Raw genomic sequence first — 25,644 nt, forward strand, 5'->3', positions numbered from 1 at the left:
GCGGGGTGCGCCGGCTACGCGGCGAGCGCACCCCGGCCGGCGGTCAGCTCCGGATTCGGTCGAGGACAGCCGAAACCGCGGAACCTGCTGCGATGTCCAGGGTTTCGCCGGTGAACCGGTCACGCAGTTCCACCTTGCCCTCGGCCCAGCCGCGGCCGATGACCAGGACATAGGGCATACCGAGCAGTTCGGCGTCCTTGAACTTCACACCGGGCGACGCGGTGCGATCGTCGAAGAGAACGTCCACACCCTGGGTGTTCAGGTCCGCGACCACCTGTTCGGCGCCCGCCCGGGCGGCCTCGTCCTTGTTGGCGATCACCACGTGCACGTCGTAGGGCGCGACCTCGCTCGGCCAGCGCAGGCCCTTGTCGTCGTGCTGCTGTTCGGCGATGACCGCCACCAGTCGCGAGACGCCGACACCGTAGGAGCCCATGACGAGCCGTACCGGTTTACCGTTCTCGCCGAGGACGTCGACCTCGAAGGCGTCGGTGTATTTGTAGCCGAGCTGGAAGATGTGGCCGATCTCGATACCGCGGGCGGAGACCAGTGTGCCGCGACCGTCGGGGGAAGGGTCGCCGTCGCGTACCTGCGCCGCCTCGATGGTCCCGTCCGGTGTGAAATCGCGGCCGGCGACCAGGCCGACCACATGCTTACCGGGGGCGTCCGCACCAGTGATCCACGATGTTCCGGTGACCACCCGGGGATCGACCAGGTAGCGGACTCCGTTGGCCTGCAGCGCCTCGGGGCCGATATAGCCCTTGACCAGGAAAGGATTGGCGGCGAAATCGGCGTCGGTGAGCAGTTCGACCTCAGCTGGTTCCACCGAGGCGCCGAGCCGTTTGTCGTCGACCTCCCGATCGCCGGGAACCCCGATTCCGACTATCTCGGTTTTGCCGTCCGGATGCCGCAGTTTCACCATCACGTTCTTGAGGGTGTCGGCGGCCGTGACCGGCCGGCCGAATCGCTCGCCGATACCGGCGGCATTGGCCCAGTCGACGAGCGCGGCGATAGTGGGAGTGTCCGGGGTGTCGTGGACGACCGCCGCCGGCTGTCCCTCGAGCGGCAGCGGCTCGGGGGCGGCGGTGACCACGGCCTCGACGTTCGCCGCGTAACCCGATTCCCTGCAGACGACGTAGGTGTCCTCGCCGACGGGGCTGTCGGCGAGGAATTCCTCGGAGGCACTGCCGCCCATCGCGCCCGAGGTCGCGGCGACGATCACGTACTTCACCCCGAGTCGTTCGAAGATCCGCTGGTAGGCCTCGCGGTGAGCGTTGTAGCTGGCTTTCAGGCCGGCCTCGTCGAGGTCGAAGGAATAGGAATCCTTCATGATGAATTCGCGGCCGCGCAGAATACCGGCGCGGGGACGCTCCTCGTCGCGATACTTCGCCTGGATCTGGTACAGGGTGACAGGCAGGTCCTTGTACGAGTTGTACTCGCCCTTCACCGTGAGGGTGAACAGTTCCTCGTGGGTGGGGCCGAGCAACATATCGGCCCCCTTGCGATCCCGGAGCCGGAACAGACTGTCACCGTATTCGGTCCAGCGGTTGGTGGCCTCGTAGGGATCACGCGGCAGCAGCGCGGGTAGTGAGATCTCCTGCGCCCCGATCGCGTTCATCTCCTCGCGCACCACCTCCTCCACCTTGTGCAGTACCCGCAGGCCCAGCGGCAGCCACGAGTACACACCCGGCGCGACCCGGCGCACGTAGCCGGCGCGCACCAGCAGCTTGTGGCTGGGCACCTCGGCGTCGGCGGGGTCGTCGCGCAACGTACGGAGGAAAAGTCGGGAGAGGCGGGTGATCACGGTTGCACAGCGTAGACCCTGCCCGATCCCGGCCGACACCCTATTCCCCACTGACCTGTTACCGGCTCGGTTGTGCAGGTCCGTGCCGGTCGGGGCGGGTTTCCGGCCGGCATCGCAAGCGCGTGCAAATAACGGCAGGAACACTTTCGAATAACTTTCCAATATACATATTTTGAACTTTTCTTTGCAGGTTCATTGCGACACCGAGAGTCGGAACCGGACGCCGCTAGGGTTCGATCCACCGGGACCCGGTGAAATCGTCCCGAACAAACTGAAAAATGGTCGCTGACCTGTGTGCCCCAGCGCCCACATCGACACCGGAGAGCCTGCGTCAGCGCCCCGTGGAAAGGTCGGCCGTGATGGGAACCAAGAAATCAAGGGCGCGCGCAATCGCACTGGTCGCGGGGGCGGTGCTGACGGCGGCGACGCTGTCGGGTTGCACCAAAACCGATACGACGGCCGGAGGCGACCTCCTGCAGTCCTTGAAGGACAAGGGCACCGTCACCGTCGGGTTCGCCGGCGAGGCGCCGTATTCGTTCGAGCAGAACGGTCAGCTCACCGGGGCGACGGTCGCCCTGCACCGCGAGATCTTCCGCAATCTCGGAATCGAGACGGTCGATGGTGTGCAAACCGATTTCGGCGCGTTGATCCCGGGTTTACAGGCGCAGCGTTTCGACGCGGTGAGCGCGGGGATGTCGATCCTGCCGGAGCGATGCGAACAGGCCGCGTTCAGTGAGCCCGAGTTCATGTACACCACGGCGCTGATGGTGAAGAAGGGCAATCCGCTCGGGCTCACCGATATGCAATCGATCAAGGACAAGGGCGCGAAGATGGCGGTCATGACGGGCGCCATCGAATCCGATTACGCCACCTCCCTGGGTATCGACGCCACGCAGGTCGGGAGCCCGCAGGACGGTATGGACGCGGTGACCTCGGGCCGCTCCGATGTCTTCGCGCTCACCGCGATTTCGCTGAACTGGCTGGCCGACCACAATCCGGACGCGCAGGTGGAGGTCACCGAATCGTTCGTCGCCGAAATCGACGGGAAACCGCAGATCGGCGCCGGCGGGACGGTTTTCCGGACCGGCGACGAGGATCTGCTGGACGCCTACAACGCGGAGCTGCGCAAGATCACCTCGGACAAGGACAAATACCTGTCGATCGTCGGCGAGTTCGGATTCACCGAGGCCGAACTGCCCGATCCCGAACTGACCACCGCCAAGCTGTGCGCGGGCGATATCTGACCGTGCCGGCCGACAACCACACAGCGGCGCGTCCCTCGTCCGGCCCGCCTGCCCCGGAAGAGGGAGGTGACCGGTGAGCAATCTCGACGCCCTCACCGAGGCACTGCCCCGCATCGGTGAGGGAATCCTGATCACCCTCGAACTGACTGCGGGCGGGGCGGTACTCGCCTTCGTCCTGGCGCTCACCCTGGGCACGACGGCCCGGGTGCGCAACCTCGCGATCCGCGGGCCCGCCCGGATACTGATCGAATTCTTCCGGGGCACCTCGCTGCTGGTGCAGATCTTCTGGCTGTTCTATGTGCTGCCGCTGCTGGGGTACCAGCTCGACCCCGTGTTCTGCGGGATCCTCGCGCTCGGCCTGAACTACGGCGCGTACGGCGCGGAAGTGGTGCGCGGAGCATTGAACTCGGTACCCAAGGCCCAGACCGAGGCGGCCGTCGCGCTCGGATTCGGCCCGTGGCAGCGGCTTCGCCGGGTCCTGTTCCCGCAGGCGTGGGCGCTGATGATCCCGCCGCTGGCCAACCTGCTGGTGCACCTGCTGAAGGGCACTGCGGTGGCCTCCTACATCACCCTGCAGGACCTGACCTTCGAGATCGAGAAACTGCGGGACAGCACCGGCGATACGTTGTTCGCTTTCGGAATCGGGCTGCTCATCTACTTCGTGATCGCCTATCTGCTCAGCCTCGGAATGAACCTGCTGGAGGCACGCGCCAAACACAAGCTCGGTCGCGGCCCCTCGCTGCGTGAGGTGCTGCGACTGGCCCCCGATACCTCATTGGACGCGGTCGCCGGGTCCGCACGGCGGAAGGTGGCGCCATGAGTGTGGAATGGAGCTGGGAACGCGCTGCCGACGCGCTGCCCGTGCTGTGGGACGGGTTCGAGATCACCCTGCTGGCCACGGTGCTCGGGTTCCTGATCGCCGCGGCGCTCGGGCTGCTCATCGCGATCATCCGGCGTTCGCTGCCCCGCTGGATCGCGCTGCCGGTGCATGCGGTGAGCGAATTCGTCCGGTTCACCCCGCTGGTGGTGCAACTGCTGTTCGCCTACACCCTGCTACCGCAGTTCTCGGCCCTGCAGATCGGGGTTGTGGTACTCGGCATCCACTACGCCGGGTATCTGGCGGAGGTGTACCGGGCCGGGATCGAATCGGTGCCGCCCGGCCAGTGGGAGGCGGCGCGCGCGCTGTCGCTGCCCCCGATACGCACCTGGCGGGCCGTGATCCTGCCGCAGGCCATCCGGGCCAGTGTGCCCGCCCTCGGCACCAACGCGGTGTCGATGTTCAAGGACACCCCGTTCCTGTTCGCCATCACCGTTGTCGAACTGGTGACCGCGGCGCAGCAGTTCGGGGCCCGTCACTACGCATACCTCGAGGCGATGACCCTGGCCGGGGTGTTCTTCCTGGTGGCCAGTTACCCGACCTCGGTGCTGATCAGACGACTGGAGAAGCGACTTGCCTACTACTGAACCGGTCTCCGGCACCCCGGCCGCAACACAGCCGATGATCGAATTCGACGGCGTGGTCAAACGCTTCGGCGACCTGGTGGTCCTCGACCAGCTCGATTTCACCGTCCAGCGTGGGGAGAAGGTGACGCTGATCGGGCCTTCGGGTTCCGGGAAGACCACCATCCTGCGGCTGCTCATGACGCTGGAGGCGGTGAGCAGTGGGACCATCCGGGTCGACGGGGACATGCTGACCCACGAACAGCGCGGCGGCAAACTGGTACCCGCCCGGGAGAAACATCTGCGCGAAGTGCGCAAAAAAGTCGGGATGGTGTTCCAGCAGTTCAACCTGTTCCCCAATATGAGCGTGCTGGAGAACATCACCGAGGCGCCGATCCATGTCCTGGGCAAGTCCCGGGACGAGGCCCGCAAACGGGCCCTCGATCTGCTCGAGCTGGTCGGGCTGTCGGACAAGGCGCACGCGCACCCCTCCCAGTTGTCCGGTGGGCAACAGCAGCGGGTGGCGATCGCGCGCTGCTGCGCCATGGACCCGAAGATCATGCTGCTGGACGAGGTGACCTCCGCGCTCGATCCCGAATTGGTCGGCGGGGTTCTCGATGTGCTGCGCGAGCTGGCGGAGAGCACCGATATCACCATGCTTATCGTCACCCACGAAATGGGGTTCGCCCGCGACGTGTCCGATCGGGTGCTGATGTTCGACCACGGGCGGATCATCGAAGAAGGAACACCTGAGCAGATCTTCAACGCACCCGACAACGAGCGCACCCGGGAATTCCTCAAGGCCGTGCGCTGATCCCCGGCGCCCGACCGCCCGGTACCGTAACGGCTCGTGCTGGTGCTGTTACCTCCCTCCGAGACCAAATCCGACGGCGGTACCGGCGGTCCACTCGACCTGGGCGCGCTGGCCTTCGACACGCTGACCGAGGTCCGCGACGGGCTGATCGACGAGCTCACGAAACTGGCCGGTGATCCGGCAGCCGCCCGGGTCGCGCTCGGGCTGGGCAAGAACGCCGAGACCGAACTCGCCCGCAATATCGCGCTGCGCAGCTCACCCACGCGGCCGGCACTGGATCGCTACACCGGTGTCCTCTACGACGCCTTGGACGCGGCGTCGTTCACCCGGACACAACGGGCCAAGGCCCACGCGCGGCTCGCGATCGGTTCGGCGTTGTTCGGCGCGGTCCGCGCGGGTGACCCGATCCCGGCCTACCGGCTCTCGGGTGGTTCCAAACTGCCCGGACGCCCCACCCTGTCGGCGGTCTGGCGCGACCACCTCGGGCCCGCGCTGCGCGCGGCGACAGCCGATGAGTTGGTGGTCGACCTGCGGTCGGGCACCTACCAGCAACTCGGCCGGGTGCCGGATGCCGTCACCGCCACGGTGCTCACCGAACACGAGGACGGGTCACGCACGGTGGTCAGTCATTTCAACAAACACCACAAGGGTCTGCTGGCCCGCGCGCTGGTCCTGACCCGGGCCGAACCGGCCGATGTCCATGCACTGGCCCGGGTCGCCCGGAAGGCCGGCCTACGCGTGGAAGTCGCCGCGGACACCGAACTGGTCGTCCTCACCTGACACGGGCTTCGACGAGCACCCCCGGACAGCTTCGGTTTGCCGGCGCGAAAGCGACGCCGGACCTCCGCGCAACCGCAACCAGGACCGGGGCCGCGGAACGCAGAGCTGTCCACGAGACGCGGCGACGGTCGGCAGCGGTCTGTTCGAACAGTCGGCTCGGAGGAGACCGGTGAGGTCCGTGCGACGCCGGCCGGTCGGGCATGCATTCCGTTCTCGGACGGCGCTGCACGTCAGAGGGTCCGATCCGGGCCTTCGCCATCGGCCGCGCAACGCGTGCACACGGCGGGTTCGCACGAATGCAGCCCTTCGGTACGACCGCGACCATTCCGGCCCGGCCACGGTGTCCGACCGTATACAGGCGACGCGATGACGCGTTTACCTCGGCGAGTTCCATCGTGCTGGACGCCGGACCATATGGCTGCATGCGATCCACTTCCGTCCGCCTCGCCCACCGAAGCGCGGGCCCCCGTGCACGGCGTCGCGAATCGCAGCGGGCGGCGCGTCGATTCGCAGGCGGCTGCGGCGGGCCGGGTACCCGGAAAGTAGGCTCGCACCTTGTGCCGAATACGTCAGCCGATACCGACCACCTTGCCTCCGGGGATTCGAACTACCTGGTGGGACTCGATCTGAGCGGACGGCGAGTTGTCGTCGTCGGCGGCGGCTCCGTGGCACAGCGCCGGCTGGGGCTGCTCATCGCCTCGGGTGCCGTGGTGGAAGTGATCTCGCGGGAGGCCACGCCGGCGGTGGAGGGGATGGCGACCGGCGGCCGGATCACACTCACGCTGCGCGATTACACCGACGGTGACCTCGACGGCGCCTGGTACGCGATTGCCTGTACCGACGATCCGGAGACCAACGCCGCGGTCGTCGCGGAGGCGACGCGACGGCGGATCTTCTGTGTGCGCGCCGACCACGCCCAATCCGGTACGGCGGTCACCCCCGCCACCGCCCGCTACGACGGGATGACCTTGGGGGTTCTCGCCGGCGGCCGGCACCGGCGTTCGGCTGCCGTGCGTACCGCCCTGCTGGAGGCGCTGCAGTCGGGTGTGGTGACCGACGATGCGACCCCGATGACGCCGGGGGTCGCGCTGGTCGGCGGCGGGCCCGGCGATCCGGACCTGATCACCGTCCGGGGCCGGCGGCTGCTGGCACGTGCCGATCTGGTGGTCGCCGACCGGCTCGCACCGCCCGAACTGCTCGCCGAGCTCGGGCCGGATGTGGAAGTCGTGGACGCCGCCAAGATCCCGTACGGACGGGCGATGGCCCAGGATGCGATCAACGCGGCGCTCGTGGAGGGGGCGCGGGCGGGGAAGTTCGTGGTCCGGCTCAAGGGCGGCGACCCCTACGTGTTCGGACGCGGTTACGAAGAACTCGAAGCGTGCGTCGACGCCGGGGTCCCGGTGACCGTGGTTCCCGGCGTGACCAGTCCCATCTCGGTGCCGGCCGCGGCCGGGATCCCGGTCACCCATCGGGGCGTCACACACGAGTTCGTGGTGGTGAGCGGCCATATCCCGCCGGATCACCCCGATTCCCTGGTGGACTGGCCCGCGCTGGCCCGCCTGCGCGGCACGCTCGTCCTGATGATGGCGGTGGAACGGATCGAGCAGTTCGCCACGGTTCTGCGGGCCGGCGGCCGCCCGGCCGATACTCCCGCCACCGTGATCCAGGAGGGCACGCTGCGTGGTCAGCGGGTGCTGCGCGCGACCCTCGCGGATGTCGCCGAACAGGTCCGGTCGGCGGGGATCCGGCCGCCGGCGATCATTGTGATCGGGCCCACCGCCGGGTTCACCGCCGCCCCGATCACCGACGCTACCGGTCGGTTACAGTGACCCACTGTGCTCGATAACCCCCCAGCCGCGAAGTACCCGGTGACGAAGCGGGCCTTCGGTCTCGCCATCCTCGTCCTGAGCGGTTTGCAGCTGATGGTGGTGCTGGACGGCACGGTGGTGATCCTGGCCCTGCCGCGGCTTCAGGAGGAGATGGGCCTGTCCAGTTCCGGCAGCGCCTGGACCATCACGGCCTACGGCCTGCCGTTCGCGGGTCTGATGCTGCTCGGCGGGCGAATCGGTGATTCGTTCGGACGCCGGCGCATGTTCATCGCCGGTGTCGGCCTGTTCACGCTCGCCTCGCTGCTGTGCGGGCTGGCGCAGGACGAATTGATGCTGATCATCGCGCGCGCCGTCCAGGGCACCGGCGCCGCACTGGCCGCGCCGACCGCATTCGCCCTGGTAGCCAGCACTTTCGCTCCGGGCAAGGTACGGAACCAGGCGTTCGCGATCTTCGGGTCGATGGTGGCGCTGGGGTCGGTCGGCGGGCTGGTGATCGGTGGTGCGCTCACCGAGGCCAGCTGGCGCTGGATCTTCCTCATCAATGTGCCGATCGGCGCACTGATCGTGATCGGCGCGCTGGCCGCGCTACGCGATACCGGCCATCAGCGGCTGACCCTCGATGTGCGGGGCGCTTTCCTGGGCACACTGGCCTGTGCCCTGATCGTCTTCGGCGCCACCGAAGGGCCGGAACTCGGCTGGGACAGCCCCTATGTCTACGGCGCGCTGATCGCCGGGGCGGTCCTGCTCCCGGTATTCGTGTTCGCGGAACGGTATGTCGACAACCCGCTGCTGCCGTGGTCGCTGTTCGACAGCCGTGACCGGGTCGCCACCTTCGTGGTCATCCTGCTGGCCAGCGGCGTGCTCGGCGCCACCACCTATTTCGCCGGGCTGTTCGTGCAGAACGTGGTGGGTTACAGCCCGCTGGTGGCAGGTGTCTCGTTCATTCCGTTCACCCTCGGTGTCGGCGTCGGCAGCGCGATCGCCACCAAGCTGGCAATGCATATCGCACCGCGGTGGCTGCTGGTGGGAGCCGCCGTGGTGCTGGTGGCCGGGCTGGGCTACGGCTCGACGCTGGACGGCGGCGTCGGCTACTGGACCACGCTGCTGCCGCTGTTCCTGGTGATCGGCTTCGGCATCGGTATCGCCATGGTGCTGATTCCGCTGTGCGTCCTGGTCGGGGTGCCGCCGGACGAGATCGGGCCGCTGTCGGCGATCGGCCAGATGTTCCTCAATCTCGGTACGCCCATCGCCATCGGAGTACTGACCCCGCTCGCTGCCTCCCGGACCCTCTCCGAAGGCGGCACCACCGGCAAACCCGCCCAGATGACTCCCGCGGAGATCACCGCGCTCGGCGACGGGTACACACTGGCCATGTTCGTGGCCGCCTGCGGTGCGCTGCTCGTCGGCCTGATCGCGCTGACCCTGCGCTACACCGCCGCGGAAGTGGCCCGCGCCCAGCACGCCCAGGACGAAGCCCAGGCCGCCTGATCGCGGGTATCCGGCACCGCCGGGCCGGGTACTGATCCCGTCGTCCGGCACGGGTGTCCGGCCGGGCGAATCGGGACCGGCGCGAACCCGGCGGTTTCCGTCCTACAGACGTCCGGTGATCTTGTTCGGCGTAATGCGTACGACCACCCGGGGACCGTCGTTCACGGCATCGGGATTGAAATCGGCATAGTCCTTGCCGGTGTATTTCCGGGAGATCCGGTTTCCGACGAGCAGTTCGGGATCGGGCGTCAGGGTGGCGGTGCCTTTGACCTCGGCGTACAGGTACGGATTGTCCGGCGCGGTGATCAGCACCGAGATCCGCGGATCGCGAGCGAGATTCTTGCCCTGTACGCGATCGGTGGTGGTGGAGTACAGCAGGTCGTCGCCGTCGCGGATCAGCCAGGTGACGGTGAGGTGCGGATGCCCGTCCCGGCCCACGGTGGCCACGGTGACGAACAAACGGTTCTCGTCGATATGCTTCTTCAGGGTATCCGGCAGCGAAAGTGTGCTCATAGCCACGAGTAACCGGTTTCGCCCGGTGATCATTCCGGATCAGCCGGGCGGGGCGGCCGCCAGCCGTGCGAGCAGCACCGCGATCAGCCCGGACTCCTGGGTTTGGCCGCTGATCATCTCCCGGGCAACCTGTTTCACCACGCCGCCGGTGAGCATTGCGTCGGCGACCCGGGCCATGGCGATACCGCCGTCGTGGTGGGCCTGCATGAGTTCCAGGAACAGCATCGAGGCGGCGCGACCGCGCGCCGCGGACAGCGCGTCGAGCTGGTCCTGGGTGGCCATACCGGGCATGGTCGTCGCCTGCCCGGTATGGCGGTCGTGCGCACTGTTGCCGTCATATGCGCTGTGGCTATCGGGTCCACTGTGGCCGTGGTGCGCTGCCGCGGGCATCCAGCCCATCGGATCGGAGTTGGCCGCCGGTGCACCGGCCATCCGCAGCCAGCCCAGCAACGTGCCGATTTCGGCCCGCTGGGTGTCGTCGATCTGCTGGGCCAGGCCCAGGACGGCGGGGTCGGCGCCGGGGTCGAGCCGTTGCACCATGATCAGTGCCTGATGGTGATGCGCGGCCATATCCTGTACGAAGCCCAGTTCGATGTCGGAAAGTATTTCCCGAGGCGCGGGGTCGTCTACGAACAGTGGTCGTATCGCCGCGCCGAGCACCAGGAGTACTACGGCCGCGACAGAATATGCGGCGGCCTCGTGCAGACGTTTCACCACCGGCACCCGCTCTGCTCGCCGGTGTCCGAGGGCACCGGGTCCGGCACTGCCGGAAACCCGCGACGGATCGGCACGACCATCACCACCTCCTGCACAGTCCCGGCCGGCGGAGTTTCCGGGGCCGCTGCGGCGATTATCGTCGGCGCATGCCGCCCATGAGGCCGATACCGGTGATCGGGCGGCTCGGCGATCGGCACGATTCATCTCCGCGCCCGACTGAAACGCGTTACAGTCTGCGGCACGCGGGCGGCCGGACTCCCCGAGACCACCAGCGCTCGAGCCGATCCGAGCCGATCCGCGCACCGTGGCCCACGGCGTCAGGAGGACGATGATGCCCGATGAGATAGACCCCACCGAGCATCTGCAGCTCACCACCAGCGAACGCGATCTGGACACCCTCGCCACCCAGCTCACCGGCTGGTTACAGGCACGGGTGGCCGCCGACGAGCCGCCGGTGATCGAATCCCTGAGCCGGCCCCTGTCCGGTGGGCTGTCCAGCGCCTCGGTCCTGTTCGACGCGAGATGGGAATCCGCGGGTGAACCGCGGTCGGGATCCTACGTCGCCAGGATGGTGCCGGAAGCCGGGGCGTTCCCCGTGTTCCGAGACTACGACCTGCCGCTGCAGTACCGGATCATCGGCGAGATCGCCGCCCACACCGATGTGCCGGTCCCGCCGCTGCGCTGGCTGGAAACCGACGAAACGATCTGCGGTACACCGTTCTTCGTCATGGATCGGGTCGCGGGTCGCATCCCCGGCGACAATCCCCCGTATGTGTTCGCCGGCTGGCTCTACGATTCGACACCCGCCCATCGGGCCGAGCTGACCCGCAACACCCTCGACGTATTGGCCCGGATCCACGCGATCACCGAACCGGCCCGGCGTTTTCCGGAGCTCGACGGCCCCGGCCCGGCGCTGCGCCGCCACCTCGCCGCCCAGCGCGATTGGTACCGGTGGGCGCTGGCGGACGACGGATTCGAGATTCCGTTGATCGAGCGGGCCTTCGACCGGCTCGAACACAATTTTCCGGACGATCCGGGCCCGGATGTCCTGAGCTGGGGCGACGCCCGGCCCGGCAACATCATCTACGACGGTTGCACACCGATCGCGGTGCTGGACTGGGAAATGGCGGCGCTGGGCCCGCGGGAACTGGACCTGGCCTGGATGATCTTCCTGCACAGGTTCTTCCAGGACATCGCCACGGGTTTCGATATGCCCGGGTTGCCCGATTTCCTGCGCCGCGACGACGTGGTCGCACAGTACGAACAGCTGACCGGCCATACCGTACGTGACCTGGACTTCCACCTCACCTACGCCGCGCTGCGGCACGCGATCGTGATGGCCCGCATCAAACGCCGGATGATCCATATGGGTGAAGACACCGCACCCGCCGACCGGGACGACTACATCATGCATCGGGCCACCCTGGAGGCCATGCTCGACGGCACCTACGGATGGGATTGAAATGAGCGAAACCACCGCCCACACACCCGCTTCGACCCCGGGGCCGCTGGACGAATATCCGATCCACCAGACTCCGCTGCCCATCGCGCGCGCCGCCACCAGCGACCGCAACTTCTACGACCGCAGCTATTTCAACGCGCACAACGGGGACGGCGCCCTCATGCTGGTCACCGGTTTCGGCGTATATCCCAATCTGGGTGTCGTCGACGCCTACGCGGCGTTGCGCCGCGGTGACGAGATCACCTCCGTACGTTTCTCCGACGCCCGGACCGACCGCAGTCTGGACCTGGCGGTGGGCGGATACCGGATCGAGGTGGTCGAGCCGCTGCACAAGATCCGGGTGTGCTGCGACCACGACGAACTCGGCCTGGACCTCACCTGGACGGGCTCGTTCCCCGCCGTCCAGGAACAGCCCCATGTGATGCTCGCCGGCAACCGTCCGACACTGGACGCCTCTCGTTTCGCGCAGGTCGGCTCGTGGTCCGGCACGATTTCACTGGCCGGCGAGGATATCGCGGTCGACCCGGACGTGTGGATGGGCACCCGTGACCGGTCGTGGGGTATCCGGCCCGTCGGCGAGGCCGAACCCCCGGGTCGCGCCGCAACCGAAGGCACCGGCGGTTTCTGGTGGCTCTACGTACCGCTGCGTTTCGACGATTTCGCGGTGGTGGTGATCCTGCAGGAGAACCCGGACGGCTACCGCACCCTCAACGATGCGGTGCGGGTGTTCCCGGACGGTTCGGTCGAACAACTGGGCTGGCCGCACCTCACCATCGACTACCGGTCCGGCACCCGCCACCCGGAGGCCGCGACCCTGGAACTGCGGACCTCCGACGGGAAGCCGCTGACCATCGATATCCGCACCGTCACCGGGATCCCCCTGCACATCGGATGCGGTTACGGCGGTGATCCGGACTGGCAGCACGGCCAGTGGAAGGGTCGCGACTGGTCGTGGGCGAACCGCTACGACCTGACCGACCCCGCGGTCGCCGGCCGGATCCCGTGGGGCGTCACCGACCACATCGCCCACGCTCGCTGTGGCGACGCCGAGGGCTGGGGTCTGTTCGAACACGCCAGCGTCGGCCGCCACGACCCCACCGGTTTCACGGACCTGCTGTCGGTCGCGCCCTGAGACAGGCCGCCGAGCGCAACGCATCCGAACCGGCATCGCCGGGTCCTCGGCCGGCTCGTCGGCGATTACTATGCGACGGGGAACCCTGATGCCCGACGCACATCTCGCAGCTCTGGCAATCCAGCACGGTGTGGCGGGCTGTTCCTTCGACACCGACTTCGCACGGTTTCCCGAGGTCGGGTGGATCAACCCGGTGCATCGGCTATCTCCTCCGCGCCGCGGGTGGCGGCCGCCGCGATCACCACACCCGAGACCACTCGCCGCGGCACGAGGAGCGGACCGGCGGCGGACAACATCGCCGCGGCTTCGGCGACACCCGGAATGCCGAATACCCGCACCACCCGCTCGGACGGGTTCGGCACCGGGACATTCGCGAGCTGCGCGGGAGTGAACCCGTGCAGCGGCACACCCAATATCTCGGCGGCCCGGCGCAGTCCCGGTTCGCCGGCGCGCCGGTCGAGGGTCGCCAGGCAGGTGATCCGCGCACCGGGCAATGCCGTGTCCAACGCCGCCAGGATGTGATCGGCGCAGCGGCCGGGGCGCAGTCCCAGCCCGACCGCGAGGCCGGGTGCCGACGCGACGGTATCCGGGAAGGTCACCGGCCGGTCGCGGTGGCACCCGCACACCGGTGAGTACGTGCGGCGGAAACAAACCGGTGCACGGCGACCGGGTTCCCTGCCGGATGGGTGTGCAGATAGGAGGCGTGCACCTGGTACACGAGGGCCCCTTCCCTGATCTGTTCTCTGCCCGCGCGCCAGGCCCAGGCGGACACCCGGCTACCGGTGGTGACGAGGCGAGTGCGATGGAATTCGTGGCCCAGTACCCGCTCGCCCGCCCGCCACAGCGGTGAATCGGCCAGGGCGACGGCCTCCCGGTACCCCAGGGTCAGACGCGGACCGAATTCGGCGACCGCATCGAGGACACCCGCCATCGGGTGGCCGTCCAACGATGCGGCGAGATAGAGCAGACCCGCGCATTCGGCATGTACGGGCAGCCCGGCCCGCGCCTGTTCGGCCACCGCGGCCCGTAACTCGGCATTGCCGGCGAGCGCTTCCGCGTGTTCCTCCGGAAACCCGCCCGGTAGCACCAGACCGGCGGCATCGGCGGGCAGCGGATCGTGCAGCGGATCGAACACCACGACCTCCCCTCCGGCGGCGGTGAGCAGTTCCCGATGCTCGGCGTAACCGAACGTGAACGCGGGACCACCCGCGACGGCGATCACCGGCTTCGGTTCTCCCGCAACCGAAACCGCACCGGCTCCGCCCGGCCGGTCATCCCTCTCCGGCACCCCGATCCCGCCGCCGCGCGCCGCAGCCGGCCCGGACGGACCGGGTACGGCGGCCGTTCCGGCCGGCACTCCGGCCACACCGGCGCCGGGCCCCCGCTCCGCGGCTGCCCCGGGTACGGCAGCCACGCCGAGGCCGGCTGTATCTCCTGTCGCGCCCGAACCCGGCGACCCGTCCTCGGTGGCTCCCTGAACAGGGTTCGCGATGGTGTCGGCCGCCTGCACCGGATCCCATACTGTGCCCGACCTCGGAACGACAGCGAGAGCCGCGACAGCGGACAGTTCGATATGGCGGGCGGCCAAGTCCGTCATCGCATCCACCGCCCGCAGCGCGGCGCGACCGTGTTCCACCGCGGGGATCAAGCCGAGATGCCGGGACGGCACCTCCAGTTCGGCCAGCCGGGGCAGTGCGCCGAGCACGGGTAATCCGACCCGATCGCAGGCGGCCCGCAGCACCTGCTCGTGCCGTTCGCTGCCGACCCGGTTCAGGATCACCCCGCCCAGCCGGACCCCGGAGTCGAAGGTCGCGAACCCGTGCAGCAGGGCTGCCAGGCTCTGACTGTGCCCGCGCGCGTCCACGACGAGAATCACCGGCAGGCCGAGCAGACCGGCGACCTGTGCGGTGGATCCTTCCGCGACGGGGTCGGCGGACCGGTCGTCGATCCGGCCGTCGAACAATCCCATAACCCCCTCGACCACCGCGAGATCGCAGTCGCGGGATCCGTGGCGGTACAGCGGCGCGATCCGGTCCCGGCCGACCAGCACCGGATCGAGGTTGCGACCGGGCCGGCCGGCGGCCAGACCGTGGTAGCCGGGGTCGATGTAGTCCGGCCCCACCTTGAACGGCGCGACCCGATGACCGGCTCGGCGTAACGCGCCGATAAGGCCGGTGGCGACCGTGGTCTTACCGCTGCCGGACGCAGGCGCGGCGAGGACGATCCCGGCGGCGCCGGTGCTCATCACGGTAGACCCGCGCGCGACAGTGACCACCGGTGGCCGGTATGGCTCACCACTCGATTCCTCGCTGGCCCTTACGTCCGGCGTCCATCGGATGGCGCACCTTCGTCATCTCGGTGACCAGATCCGCGGTTTCGATCAGTGCCGCGGGGGCATCTCGGCCGGTCACGACCACATGCTGGTTGCCGGGCCGCTGCCGCAAGGTTTCGACGACCTCGTCCACGTCGACCCATCCCCATTTCAGCGGATAGGTGAATTCGTCCAGCACATAGAAGCGATGTTCCTCGGCCTGCAGCCTGCGCGCGATCTCACGCCAGCCGGCCAGTGCGGCAGCGGCGTGATCGGTTTCGGATCCCGCCTTACGACTCCACGACCAGCCCTCGCCCATCTTGTGCCACTGCACCGGTGCACCCGCGCCGGTTTCCTCGTGCAGCCGGCCCAGTTCGCGGAAGACGGCCTCCTCCCCGACCTTCCATTTGGCGCTCTTCACGAACTGGAAGACCGCCAGATCGAAACCCTGGTTCCAGGCCCGCAACGCCATCCCGAACGCCGCGGTGGATTTACCCTTGCCCGGCCCGGTGTGGACGGCGAGCACCGGCTGATTACGCCGCTGGCGTGTCGTCAGCCCGTCGTCGGGCACATTCTCCGGTACCCCTTTGGGCATACCCTCTCCTCGGTCTCATCGTATTTCGCAGCAGATAGGCGGGATCGGTCACGCGGCCCGGGCAGCGGACCCGGACGCACCGGCGCGGACGGTATCGGCTACCGCCGAACCGGTCAGCTCGGTCAGCCGGACAACGGTGCCGCGCAGCGCCGACGCGAGTTCGGCCGCCAGGCCGAGCCGCACCATGCCGCGTTCGCAATCGATGACGATCGAGGCGATACCGTCGCGGGCCAGCCGGGCCGCGCTCGCCCGGGCCCGCGGCACCGGGTCGGTTCCGCCGGTGGCCCGGCCGTCGGTGAGCAGCACCAGCATCGGCCGGCGGCGCGGATCGCGGACCCGCTCCCGGCGCACCACCTCGTGCGCTTTCCGCAGGCCCGCGGCAAGCGGTGTCTTTCCACCGGTACGCAGACCGGCGAGGCGGCGCACCGCGATATCGGTCGACGAGGTGGGCGGCAAGACCAGTTCGGCTTCGCTGCCGCGCACCGCGATCACCGCGACCTTGTCGCGCCGCTGGTAGGCGTCGCGCAGCAGGGTGACGACCGCTCCGGTCACCGCCGAGAGCCGGTCCCGGGCAGCCATGGAACCGGAGGTGTCCACCACGAACACCACCAGATTGCCTTCGCGCCCTTCCCGGTAGGCGCCGCGCAGATCGGGCGCGGCCAGCCGCAGTGGTCCGGTCCGGCGACCGCGGGCCCACTGCTGCGGCGCCGCTGCCTGCAGTGTGCCGAGCAGATGCAGGCCGCCGGTGAGATCGGACGTCGCGTTGACGACGCGGCCCTGGCGGGTCCGGGCGCGGGAGCGACGCCCGGGGGCGCCCTCGCCCAGCCCGGGAACTTCCCAGCGTGGTGGGCGCACCGGCGCCGCGACCGGGGTCGAGGACTGCCCGGTACCCGCCGGACCACTCGATTTCCCCGAGCCTTCGCCGGTTTCGGTAGTCGGCTGCCCACCGCCGGGGCCGTCGGGATCGTCCTCGGGCTCCTTCGCACCGCCGCCGGGACCGTCCGGGTCGTCGTCGGGCCGGTCCGCTCCGCCGCGGCTGTCGTCACGCAACTCGGTATCCGGTTCACCGCCGTGCGGGTCCTCCGCAGCGGGCCGATCGGCCTGGTCCGCGGCCTCCTGCATCGCTTCGTCGAGTTGCTCGCGCGTGATGCCCGGTTCGTCGAACGGATCCCGGCGGCGCCGATGCGGTAGCGCCAGTTCGGCCGCGATCCGCACATCCTCCGCGGTCACGGCGGCACGACCGCACCAGGCGGCGTACGCGGTGGCGGTGCGCGCGACCACCAGATCCGCCCGCATCCCGTCCACGTCGAAAGAGGCACAGACGGCCGCGATCCGGCGCAGCTCCACATCGTCGAGCGCAGTGCCGGGCAACCGACCGCGGGCGGTGCGGATCCGGTCGGCGATCTCGGCGTCCGCGGGGGCGTAGGCGGCCGCGAAACCCGCCGGGTCGGCCTCGTAGTCCAGGCGCCGCCGCACCACGGCCATCCGGACGTCGACGTCCCGGGAAGCGGTCACATCCACAGTGAGGCCGAAACGATCGAGCAGCTGCGGACGCAGCTCGCCCTCTTCCGGGTTCATAGTGCCGACCAGCACGAACCGGGCCGGATGGGAATGGGAGATTCCGTCGCGTTCGATATGCACCCGGCCCATCGCCGCCGCGTCCAGCAGCACATCGACCAAATGGTCGTGCAGCAGGTTGACCTCGTCCACGTACAGCACGCCGTGATGGGCCGCGGCCAGCAGACCCGGCCGGAACGCCTGTTCACCGTCGCGCAGCACCCGTTCCAGGTCGAGCGATCCGACCACCCGGTCCTCGGTGGCGCCCACCGGCAGCTCCACCAGCCGCGCCGGCCGCCCACCCGATTCGTCCACGACCGGCGGCAGCAGCCGCGCCAGCGCGCGCACCACCGTCGATTTGGCGGTCCCCTTCTCGCCGCGCACCAGCACACCGCCGATTCCCGGGTGCACCGCGCACAGGATCAGCGCGAGCTGCAACCGCTCCTGACCGATCACCGCCGAGAACGGGAAACCGGCCTCACTCTGCCCACCGGCAGCTGTGAAGGGGTGGGATGCGGGCCGGGCGATTTCGGTAGAGGACACGGCCCCACTCTAAATCGTGCCGAACAACGCTCCCGGCCTCCCCTACTCGGGCTCTCCGAGCCCGACCGCCGGCACCATCCCGATCCGGACGCCCACCGGGCACCGCGGACGTGCCCTGGCCTCGAAGGCGGTGGGCACGGCATCGTCCGGGATCACCCGCGGCGCATCGGTACGTGCGCTACACCGTCCTCGATGAACTCCGCACCCGCGACCTCGAAGCCGTGTTTCGTGTACAGGTCGATCAGGTAGGTCTGCGCGTTCAACCGGACCGTATGCGAGCCGGTCTCGGCGAGCGCGGCCTGCAGCAGCCGGGTGGTGTACCCGTGCCCGCGCGCCTCGACGGCCGTGCACAGACGTCCGATCCGGAACGATTTCACTCCGTCGTCGTGCTCCTCGAGCAGCCGCAGGGTCGCGATGACCTCGCCCTCGTCGTCCAGCCACAGGTGCCGCGTCTCCGGCAGCAGATCCTGGCCGTCCAGTTCCGGATAGGCACATTTCTGCTCGACGACGAACACTTCGACACGCAGCTTCAGCAGCTCGTACAGGGTGGCGGTATCGAGATCCTGGGCCCAAGACCGTCGGAGTGCAACCGTAGACATCATCGCGCCTTGCTATCACACCTCGCCGCGAGATGCACGCGAATGCCCACGGCCGGACGGATACCGGGCTACGGAAGACCGCGAACGCCCACGGGATCGAGTCCCGTGGGCGTGGCGAACATTCGTACGGACCGGTCGGGCTCCCGCAGGCACAGCCGCGTCAGGCTCCCGCGGGCACAGCCGCGTCAGGCTCCCGCGGGCACAGCCGCGTGGGCGCCGCTTCCGGTGAGCTGCAACGCTTTTCCGGTCCAGTCCCAGACCTCGCCGAACAGCGCCTGATTCTCCGAGAGCTTGACACCGAGCGAGGGGACCATTTCCTTCAACTTCGGCGTCCAGGACGCGTACTCCGCCGGGAAACACCGTTCGAGCACGTCCAGCATCGCGGTCACACAGGTGGAGGCACCCGGCGAGGCGCCCAGCAGACCCGCGATGGACCCGTCCTGCGCGGCGATCACAGCGGTCCCGAGTTCGAGTACACCACCGGCGCCCTTACGCCGGATCATCTGAACCCGCTGCCCGGCGGTGATGAGTTCCCAATCGCGGCCTTCGGCGCGCGGAATGAATTCCTCCATCGTGTACACGCGGCCGGCCTGCGATTTCATCAGTTCGGTGACCAGGTACTTCACCAGGCCGAGCTCGGTGACACCGACACCCAGCATGGGAACGAGGTTGCCCGGTTTGATCGATTTGAACAGGTCGGCGTTGCTACCGTCCTTGAGGAATTTCGGGGTCCAGCCGGCGTAGGGACCGAACAGCAGCCCGGGCTTGCCGTTGATGACGCGGGTGTCCAGGTGCGGAACCGACATCGGCGGTGCGCCGACGGCGGCCTTGCCGTACACCTTGGCTTCGTGTTGGCCGACCAGTTCGGGGTTCGTACAGCGCAGGAACTGACCCGATACGGGGAACCCGGCGAACCCGCCGATCTCCTTGATTCCCGATTTCTGCAGCAGCGGCAACGCACCGCCACCGGCACCGACGAATACGAACTTGGAGACCACGGTGCGGCGGCGACCGGTGCGGGTGTTGCGCACCGTCACCTTCCAGCTGCCGTCGCGCTGTTTGCTCAGGTTGCGGACCTCGTTACCGAAGGCGATCTCGCCGCCGGTGGCGCCGATATGGGCCAGTAGTTCCTTGGTCAGCGAACCGAAGTCGATATCGGTGCCGCCGTCGGTCCAGTTGAGGGCGATCGGATCGGAGAAATCGCGGCCGCGGGCCATCAACGGCAGCCGGCGGGCGAACTCGTCGGGGCTGTCGATGTACTCCATCCCGGCGAACAGTGGATGCCGGGCCAGGGCCTCGTAGCGCTTGCGTAAGTATTCGACGTCGGCGGCGCCGTGGACGAAGCTCACGTGCGGGATGGGGTTGATGAACCGGGAGGGATCGCTGAGGATCCCGTTCTCGACGGCGTAGGCCCAGAACTGCCGCGATACCTGGAACCGCTCGTTGATGTCGACGGCCTTGCCGATATCGACCGAGCCGTCCGGTTTCTGCGGACTGTAGTTGAGTTCGCACAGCGCGGAGTGCCCGGTGCCGGCGTTGTTCCAGGGGTCGCTGCTCTCGGCCGCGGCGGCATCGAGGCGTTCGAACACCGTGATCGACCAGTCCGGCTGCAGCTGGCGCAGCAGCGCGCCGAGGGTGGCGCTCATGATGCCGGCACCGATGAGGACTACATCGGTCTTTTCAGTCTGGGCAGCGTTCGGCACGGGTGTTCGACTTCCTTGTCCTGGTGCGCGGGGCACACATTCCGATGGGATGTGGTCCGCTGGGGCACGGGCGCATATGCAGTTGTTCACGGACGGCGACGAGTCTCTTCGGGCGCGGCCGAATGTAGGTTACCCGCCGTTCACTACTGCTAATTGTGCACCTCGACACGCGCGGAATCCGCAGCCAGGGCGGCGATTGTGACCTAGATTCCTCTGCCCCGACGCTCCGAGCGGCACCGTCACCGAGAGCCAGTGGCGCAATTAACACGGTTGCACGCAGCTGTCCGCGAACCCGCACGGCCAGGAACGAACGCGGAGGTACGCCGGCCGGTGGCCGAGGCCGTCGCCGGATCCGACACTGCCGTCTCGACGCGCACGGCCGGAGCGAAACCGCGGTCGGACCACCGCGGCGAACCGGACAGCACCGGCACCGACGCACCCAGCCGTGCGGGGCGAGCACGGCGACCCGCCGGAAGCCGCCGGTATTCGAATGCCGAGGCCCGTGCGGCGCTGCGAGCGAACGCGACACTCAGACGCATTCCGCCCGGCGAGGCACCGCGTCCAGGCAAGGCGCGACCGTGGACGGCACCGGCATACCGGCACCCACGCCGGAGGTCGCTGGGGTCCGGAGCGCGCCGCTGCGGACGGAATACGGCCGTATCGACGCGGGACGAGCAGAGGGGCGGCGGTGATGCGCCTAGATTGGACACGTGACGAACGAATACCCGGCCGGCAGCAGCGTGCTGGGAGCGGCCGAGATCTGGCAGCCGGATGTACTCGGTGACGGGTACGAATACCGCACCCTGAACCTCGGGAGCGACCCCGATGGCGAAGGCGAGATCGTCGCCACCCTGGTACGCCATCTGCCCGATTCCGGGGCCACCGGCCGAGTCGATCCCGGCACCTCGCGCAGCGCCGGCCCCGGCACAGCCGGTTCCGGCGCCACCGGCACGGCCGCGGCCGTCCTGTACCTGCACGGGTTCACCGACTACTTCTTCCAACGGCATGTTGCAGCGCATCTGGCCGCCCGCGGTCACCGGTTCTACGCACTGGACCTGCGCAAATGCGGCCGTTCGCTGCGTCCGGGCCAGACCCCGCACTTCATCGGCGATCTGGCGCTCTACGACCGGGAGCTGAACGAAGCGCTACGTCTGATCGCCGACGAAACGCAGGGCAACGTTCTGGTCATGGGTCATTCGACCGGTGGCCTGGTGGCCGCGCTGTGGCTGGATCGGCTGCAGCGCGCGGGCGGCACGGCGGCGGCCGGGATCAGCGGGCTGGTCCTGAACAGTCCCTGGTTCGATCTGCAGGGGCCGGCGTATGTGCGCACGGTCGGCACGCAACTGATCAACACGGTGGGCCGGTTCCGGGCCAAGTCGGCGCTGCCGCTGAGCAAATCCAGTGCCTACGGCGACAGTCTGCACCACAGTGTGGCCGGTGAATGGGACTACGACCTGGACTGGAAGCCCCGGCAGGGCTTCCCGGTGCGGGCCGGCTGGCTGCGCGCTGTCCGCATGGGGCAGGCGCGGTTGCACCGGGGTCTGGATATCGGTGTGCCGGCCCTGCTGTTGCGGTCGAAGCTCACGCGGTTCGCTCGCGAGTACGGGCCCGCCGTCGATGTGGCCGACGCCGTCCTGGATGTCGCCCAGATCCAGCGCTGGGCCGGTTGCCTGGGCGATCGCACCACCATCGTCCCGATCGACGGGGCGCGCCACGATGTCTTCCTCTCCGCCGAGGAACCGCGGACGGAGGCTTTCCGAGAACTGGACAGCTGGCTGGACTGGCTCGCGGTCTACCGCCCGGGCGCGCCCGTTTAGCGGCCGTACGCCCCGGCAACGAACCCCGTGCGGGCCCGTCCCGGCAGCTCGGCGAACCGGTTCACCACATGCTGGTGCGCAGCACGATCTCGGTGGCGAATTCCTGATCCGCTTCGGCGGCCACATTGTCGACGTCGAGGTCCACCACCCGGAACTCGCCGTAGACATGCCGTCCGGAGTTGTCGGCAACCGACCGCGGCAGCCCTTTGGTCACCAGGACGGTGGTCGGCAGTTCGACGGCCGGGCACCCGGCCTCCAGTACCGCGCCGGCCCCGTCCGGCACTGCGGGATGCCCGCGATCGGCCACTATCAGGCTGACGAACCGCCCGAACCCTTTTGCGCAGACCTGCCACGCCACACTGGCGCCCGCTCCGCGGCCGGCGACATTCGCCCAGGGCACCCCGAGATCGTCCAGCACTGCGTAGACACCGGTGAGGTCCAGACCGGTGGCGGTTTCGAACACGATGGTGCGCAGGTCGGAACTGTGCAGCCGCGCGCATACCCGGTCGTAGACCTCCGGTGGATCGCCGGAATCGGGGAACAGCAGCACGCTGTGCTGGGTCACCGGACCGTCCACCCGCACCGTCCATTCCCGGTCACCGACCGCGATGCGCCGAGATTCCATGACGCTTGACGCTACACCGCCGCACCGCGCCGTTGGAGTACTCCCCGCAAACAGCGCGAGGATCGTGACGCGTGATCTCGCGGCGATCTCGGGCCCGCGCCCCGGCCGGGATCAGCCGATTCGGGAAAGCGCGCCCACCGTGGATTCGACGACCGGCAGGCCGGACGGCACCCCTTCGGCCAGGAGCCGCTCGAGCCGGGATACCTCGAGGTTCTCGGCGACGAGGTCGGCGAGGAGGTCGAGCTGGGCGGCGCGCACCGCGGCGACCCGTGTCCCGGGTGCGACGGTGAAACCCGTTCGTCCGGCCGCCCGGGCGACCTGGGCCAGCCAGACCCGGCGGAATTCGTCCGATTCGAGGAGACCGTGCAGATGCGTACCCCAGACGGCACCGCGCACGGCGCCCTCGGCCGCCGGCTCGGCGGCGGCCGCACCGGCGAGTTCACCGTCAGCGGCGCCGGTGCGGTCGTCGGGGGCGGACCGGCGGGTGACGCGCAGCCACGGACTCTCGGCGGTGCGCCGGACACGGCCGTGATGGATCTCATAACCGGTCGCGACGATCCCCGCCGTATCCGCCGGTTCTGTTCCCGGCAGCGGCGAGGCGCCCACGGCGGCGGTGCGGCACAGCACCTTCTCGGGTGCGAACTCCACCTCCATATCCAGGAGCCCGAGCCCGGCCACCGCACCGGCCCCGGATTCCACCGGATCGACGATGCGGTGCCCGAGCATCTGGTAACCGCCGCAGATTCCCAGTACCGGCCGGCCGGCGGCCGCCCGCCGGCGTAGTTCGTCGCCGATACCGGTACGGCGCAGCCAATCGAGATCTTCGACGGTGGCTTTGCTCCCGGGCACGACCACCAGGTCGGCGGCCACGAGCTGGGATACCTCGGTCACCCAGCGGACCGCGACGCCCGGTTCGCAGGCCAGCGCTTCCACATCGGTCGAGTTGGAGATCCGGGGCAGCCGGATCGCGGCCACACTGAGCCATTCGCTGCCGACAGCCGGTCCGGGGCGGCCGATCCGATCCCCGGATACGGTGCCCAGCGAATCCTCGGCGTCGAGCCAGAGATCGTCCCGGTACGGCAGCACGCCGAGCGTGGGCCGGCCGGTCAGCACCGCCAGTTGGTCCAGACCGGGCCGCAGCAGGTCCACGTCGCCGCGGAACTTGTTGATCACGAATCCGGCGATCAGCCGCTGATCCTCGGGTTCGAGAACGGCCAGGGTGCCGAACAGATGCGCCAGCACCCCGCCGCGGTCGATATCGCCGATCACCAGCACCGGCAGTTCGGCCGCCCGCGCCAGCCCCATATTCGCCAGATCGGTGGCCCGTAGATTGATCTCCGCCGGCGATCCCGCCCCTTCACAGATCACCACGTCGAACTCCGCCCGCAAAGCGGCGAGTTCGGCAGCCACCACCGCACGCAGCCGGGTGCGGTGGGTGATGTAGTCGGCGGCGCTGACGGTATCGGTGACCCGGCCGCGAACCACCAGCTGCGACCGCCGGTCGCTGCCGGGTTTCAGCAGGATCGGGTTGAACCGCACACTCGGTTCGAGTCCGCAGGCCTGCGCCTGTAGCGCCTGGGCCCGGCCGATCTCCCCACCGTCCAGGGTGACGACGGAATTGTTCGACATGTTCTGCGCCTTGAACGGCGCCACCCGTACCCCCCGGCGCCGCAGCAGCCGGCAGATCCCGGCGACCAGCACGCTCTTACCGGCGTCGGAGGTGGTCCCGGCGATCAGCAGCGCCCCGCCGGGGGCGCTCACGGCAGCGTCAGGATTTCGGTTCCGGTGTCGGTGACCACCAGTGTGTGCTCGAACTGCGCGGTCCACTTACGGTCCTTGGTGACGACGGTCCAGCCGTCGTCCCAGATGTCGTAGTCGATACCGCCCAGGTTGATCATCGGTTCGATGGTGAAGGTCATTCCGGGTTCGATCACGGAGTCGACGGCGGGCTGGTCGTAGTGCAGGATCACCAGGCCACTGTGAAAAGTGGGCCCGACCCCGTGCCCGGTGAAATCGCGGACCACGCCGTAGCCGAAGCGGTTGGCGTAGGACTCGATTACCCGGCCGATCACATTGAGCGCCCGGCCCGGACGCACCGCCTTGATCGCCCGCATGGTGGCCTCTTCGGTGCGCTCCACCAGGAGTTTCACCTCCTCGTCCACGTCCCCGGCGAGGAAGGTCGCATTGGTATCACCGTGCACTCCGTGGATATAGGCGGTGACATCGATGTTGACGATATCGCCGTCCTCGATCACGGTGCTGTCGGGGATTCCGTGGCAGATCACCTCGTTGAGCGAGGTGCAGCACGATTTGGGGAATCCCTTGTACCCGAGGGTGGACGGGTATGCACCGTGATCGCACATGTACTCGTGTGCGATCCGGTCCAGCTCATCGGTGGTGACCCCCGGCGCGACCGCCTTACCGGCCTCGGCCAGGGCCCGGGCCGCGATCTTGCCGGCGATACGCATCTTCTCGATGGTCTCGGGGGTCTGCACCCACGGTTCGGAGCCTTCGCGGGCGGTTTCCTTCCACACGTACTCCGGGCGTTCTATGGTGCGGGGAACCTCGCGTATCGGGGTGGGGGTTCCGGGGAGCAGCGGCTGACGGGTACGCACGGGCATGGTTCAAGAGTAATAGGCGCTGGCCGGCGGGTCGCCGGGAACGTTCCCGGCCA

Annotated in this window: 22 protein-coding genes; 10 read left to right on the forward strand and 12 right to left on the reverse strand. The window is 68.6% G+C overall.

Going from position 1 to position 25,644, the window contains the following annotated elements; translation table 11 throughout:
* Positions 1–43: 43 nt before the first annotated feature.
* Positions 44–1,801 (reverse strand): proline--tRNA ligase, encoded by a 1,758-nt coding sequence (locus IU448_RS07435; protein ID WP_195054675.1) that lies wholly within the window; start codon positions 1,799–1,801, stop codon positions 44–46.
* Between the two features lie 359 nt (positions 1,802–2,160).
* Between IU448_RS07435 and ehuB the strand changes: the two genes are divergently transcribed.
* The 7 genes from ehuB (at position 2,161) to IU448_RS07470 (ending at position 9,396) form a co-directional block, all read left to right on the forward strand.
* Positions 2,161–3,045, forward strand: coding sequence for an ectoine/hydroxyectoine ABC transporter substrate-binding protein EhuB (gene ehuB / locus IU448_RS07440; RefSeq protein ID WP_195054676.1), 885 nt, complete (start codon positions 2,161–2,163; stop codon positions 3,043–3,045).
* A gap of 73 nt (positions 3,046–3,118) precedes the next feature.
* Positions 3,119–3,865: an ectoine/hydroxyectoine ABC transporter permease subunit EhuC gene (ehuC, locus tag IU448_RS07445; protein WP_195054677.1), complete on the forward strand. Its 747-nt coding sequence runs from the start codon at positions 3,119–3,121 to the stop codon at positions 3,863–3,865.
* On the forward strand, positions 3,862–4,509 hold the full coding sequence (ehuD, locus tag IU448_RS07450; RefSeq protein WP_195054678.1) for an ectoine/hydroxyectoine ABC transporter permease subunit EhuD: 648 nt from the start codon (positions 3,862–3,864) through the stop codon (positions 4,507–4,509). The genes ehuC and ehuD overlap by 4 nt, the downstream gene beginning before the upstream one ends.
* A gap of 34 nt (positions 4,510–4,543) precedes the next feature.
* A complete protein-coding gene (gene ehuA, locus IU448_RS07455) occupies positions 4,544–5,299 on the forward strand; it encodes an ectoine/hydroxyectoine ABC transporter ATP-binding protein EhuA (RefSeq protein WP_195055098.1) in 756 nt (251 codons plus the stop codon).
* A 36-nt stretch (positions 5,300–5,335) separates the two neighbouring features.
* Positions 5,336–6,079 carry a peroxide stress protein YaaA gene (yaaA, locus tag IU448_RS07460; protein ID WP_195054679.1) on the forward strand — a complete coding sequence of 248 codons (744 nt, stop codon included), beginning with the start codon at positions 5,336–5,338 and terminating at the stop codon, positions 6,077–6,079.
* A 557-nt stretch (positions 6,080–6,636) separates the two neighbouring features.
* Complete coding sequence (gene cobA / locus IU448_RS07465; protein WP_280457991.1) at positions 6,637–7,908, forward strand: uroporphyrinogen-III C-methyltransferase; 1,272 nt, start codon at positions 6,637–6,639, stop codon at positions 7,906–7,908.
* Positions 7,909–7,914: 6 nt separating this feature from the next.
* The gene (locus IU448_RS07470; RefSeq protein WP_324188523.1) at positions 7,915–9,396 is read left to right on the forward strand and encodes an MFS transporter; all 1,482 of its coding nucleotides are present in this window, start codon (positions 7,915–7,917) and stop codon (positions 9,394–9,396) included.
* Between the two features lie 102 nt (positions 9,397–9,498).
* On the opposite strand, the gene IU448_RS07475 is transcribed toward IU448_RS07470, so the two are convergent.
* Both IU448_RS07475 and IU448_RS07480 read right to left on the reverse strand, forming a co-directional pair.
* On the reverse strand, positions 9,499–9,909 hold the full coding sequence (locus IU448_RS07475; protein ID WP_195054681.1) for a PPOX class F420-dependent oxidoreductase: 411 nt from the start codon (positions 9,907–9,909) through the stop codon (positions 9,499–9,501).
* A gap of 39 nt (positions 9,910–9,948) precedes the next feature.
* Positions 9,949–10,623 carry a DUF305 domain-containing protein gene (locus IU448_RS07480; RefSeq protein WP_280457989.1) on the reverse strand — a complete coding sequence of 225 codons (675 nt, stop codon included), beginning with the start codon at positions 10,621–10,623 and terminating at the stop codon, positions 9,949–9,951.
* Positions 10,624–10,954: 331 nt separating this feature from the next.
* Between IU448_RS07480 and IU448_RS07485 the strand changes: the two genes are divergently transcribed.
* Together IU448_RS07485 and IU448_RS07490 are read left to right on the forward strand one after the other, a co-directional pair.
* Positions 10,955–12,088 (forward strand): phosphotransferase family protein, encoded by a 1,134-nt coding sequence (locus IU448_RS07485; protein ID WP_228812058.1) that lies wholly within the window; start codon positions 10,955–10,957, stop codon positions 12,086–12,088.
* A 1-nt stretch (position 12,089) separates the two neighbouring features.
* Positions 12,090–13,220: a hypothetical protein gene (locus IU448_RS07490; protein WP_195054683.1), complete on the forward strand. Its 1,131-nt coding sequence runs from the start codon at positions 12,090–12,092 to the stop codon at positions 13,218–13,220.
* Positions 13,221–13,405: 185 nt separating this feature from the next.
* Here IU448_RS07490 and IU448_RS07495 read toward each other — a convergent pair whose 3' ends face one another.
* The 6 genes from IU448_RS07495 to mqo form a co-directional block, all read right to left on the reverse strand.
* Positions 13,406–13,819, reverse strand: coding sequence for a cobalamin biosynthesis protein (locus IU448_RS07495; RefSeq protein WP_195054684.1), 414 nt, complete (start codon positions 13,817–13,819; stop codon positions 13,406–13,408).
* Complete coding sequence (locus tag IU448_RS07500; RefSeq protein ID WP_195054685.1) at positions 13,816–15,465, reverse strand: cobyrinate a,c-diamide synthase; 1,650 nt, start codon at positions 15,463–15,465, stop codon at positions 13,816–13,818. The genes IU448_RS07495 and IU448_RS07500 overlap by 4 nt, the downstream gene beginning before the upstream one ends.
* Before the next feature lie 46 nt (positions 15,466–15,511).
* A complete protein-coding gene (gene cobO, locus IU448_RS07505; RefSeq protein ID WP_195054686.1) occupies positions 15,512–16,126 on the reverse strand; it encodes a cob(I)yrinic acid a,c-diamide adenosyltransferase in 615 nt (204 codons plus the stop codon).
* Positions 16,127–16,174: 48 nt separating this feature from the next.
* Positions 16,175–18,211 carry a VWA domain-containing protein gene (locus tag IU448_RS07510; protein ID WP_195055101.1) on the reverse strand — a complete coding sequence of 679 codons (2,037 nt, stop codon included), beginning with the start codon at positions 18,209–18,211 and terminating at the stop codon, positions 16,175–16,177.
* Between the two features lie 167 nt (positions 18,212–18,378).
* Positions 18,379–18,828, reverse strand: coding sequence for a GNAT family N-acetyltransferase (locus IU448_RS07515; RefSeq protein WP_195054687.1), 450 nt, complete (start codon positions 18,826–18,828; stop codon positions 18,379–18,381).
* 182 nt (positions 18,829–19,010) lie between these two features.
* A complete protein-coding gene (gene mqo, locus IU448_RS07520) occupies positions 19,011–20,471 on the reverse strand; it encodes a malate dehydrogenase (quinone) (RefSeq protein WP_228812059.1) in 1,461 nt (486 codons plus the stop codon).
* A gap of 767 nt (positions 20,472–21,238) precedes the next feature.
* Here mqo and IU448_RS07525 point away from each other — a divergent pair.
* Positions 21,239–22,345 (forward strand): alpha/beta hydrolase, encoded by a 1,107-nt coding sequence (locus IU448_RS07525; protein WP_280459024.1) that lies wholly within the window; start codon positions 21,239–21,241, stop codon positions 22,343–22,345.
* A gap of 61 nt (positions 22,346–22,406) precedes the next feature.
* Here IU448_RS07525 and IU448_RS07530 read toward each other — a convergent pair whose 3' ends face one another.
* From IU448_RS07530 to map, 3 genes are all read right to left on the reverse strand, one after another.
* Positions 22,407–22,970, reverse strand: a complete 564-nt coding sequence (locus IU448_RS07530; protein WP_195054689.1) for an alpha/beta hydrolase — start codon at positions 22,968–22,970, stop codon at positions 22,407–22,409.
* Positions 22,971–23,081: 111 nt separating this feature from the next.
* On the reverse strand, positions 23,082–24,731 hold the full coding sequence (locus IU448_RS07535) for a cobyric acid synthase (protein ID WP_195054690.1): 1,650 nt from the start codon (positions 24,729–24,731) through the stop codon (positions 23,082–23,084).
* Positions 24,728–25,591 carry a type I methionyl aminopeptidase gene (gene map, locus IU448_RS07540; protein WP_195054691.1) on the reverse strand — a complete coding sequence of 288 codons (864 nt, stop codon included), beginning with the start codon at positions 25,589–25,591 and terminating at the stop codon, positions 24,728–24,730. Before map ends, IU448_RS07535 begins: the two co-directional genes overlap by 4 nt.
* Between the last annotated feature and the right edge of the window lie 53 nt (positions 25,592–25,644).

It is taken from the genome of Nocardia flavorosea, assembly GCF_015477805.1.
Lineage (GTDB): Bacteria > Actinomycetota > Actinomycetes > Mycobacteriales > Mycobacteriaceae > Nocardia > Nocardia flavorosea_A.

Coding starts and splice junctions, on each gene's coding strand:
- ehuB (WP_195054676.1), top strand. CDS start 2,161: ATGGGAACCAAGAAATCAAGGGCGCGCGCAATCGCACTGGTCGCGGGG.
- ehuD (WP_195054678.1), top strand. CDS start 3,862: ATGAGTGTGGAATGGAGCTGGGAACGCGCTGCCGACGCGCTGCCCGTG.
- ehuA (WP_195055098.1), top strand. CDS start 4,544: ATGATCGAATTCGACGGCGTGGTCAAACGCTTCGGCGACCTGGTGGTC.
- IU448_RS07475 (WP_195054681.1), bottom strand. CDS start 9,909: ATGAGCACACTTTCGCTGCCGGATACCCTGAAGAAGCATATCGACGAG.
- IU448_RS07485 (WP_228812058.1), top strand. CDS start 10,955: ATGATGCCCGATGAGATAGACCCCACCGAGCATCTGCAGCTCACCACC.
- IU448_RS07490 (WP_195054683.1), top strand. CDS start 12,090: ATGAGCGAAACCACCGCCCACACACCCGCTTCGACCCCGGGGCCGCTG.
- IU448_RS07500 (WP_195054685.1), bottom strand. CDS start 15,465: ATGAGCACCGGCGCCGCCGGGATCGTCCTCGCCGCGCCTGCGTCCGGC.
- cobO (WP_195054686.1), bottom strand. CDS start 16,126: ATGCCCAAAGGGGTACCGGAGAATGTGCCCGACGACGGGCTGACGACA.
- IU448_RS07515 (WP_195054687.1), bottom strand. CDS start 18,828: ATGATGTCTACGGTTGCACTCCGACGGTCTTGGGCCCAGGATCTCGAT.
- mqo (WP_228812059.1), bottom strand. CDS start 20,471: ATGAGCGCCACCCTCGGCGCGCTGCTGCGCCAGCTGCAGCCGGACTGG.
- IU448_RS07530 (WP_195054689.1), bottom strand. CDS start 22,970: ATGGAATCTCGGCGCATCGCGGTCGGTGACCGGGAATGGACGGTGCGG.
- map (WP_195054691.1), bottom strand. CDS start 25,591: ATGCCCGTGCGTACCCGTCAGCCGCTGCTCCCCGGAACCCCCACCCCG.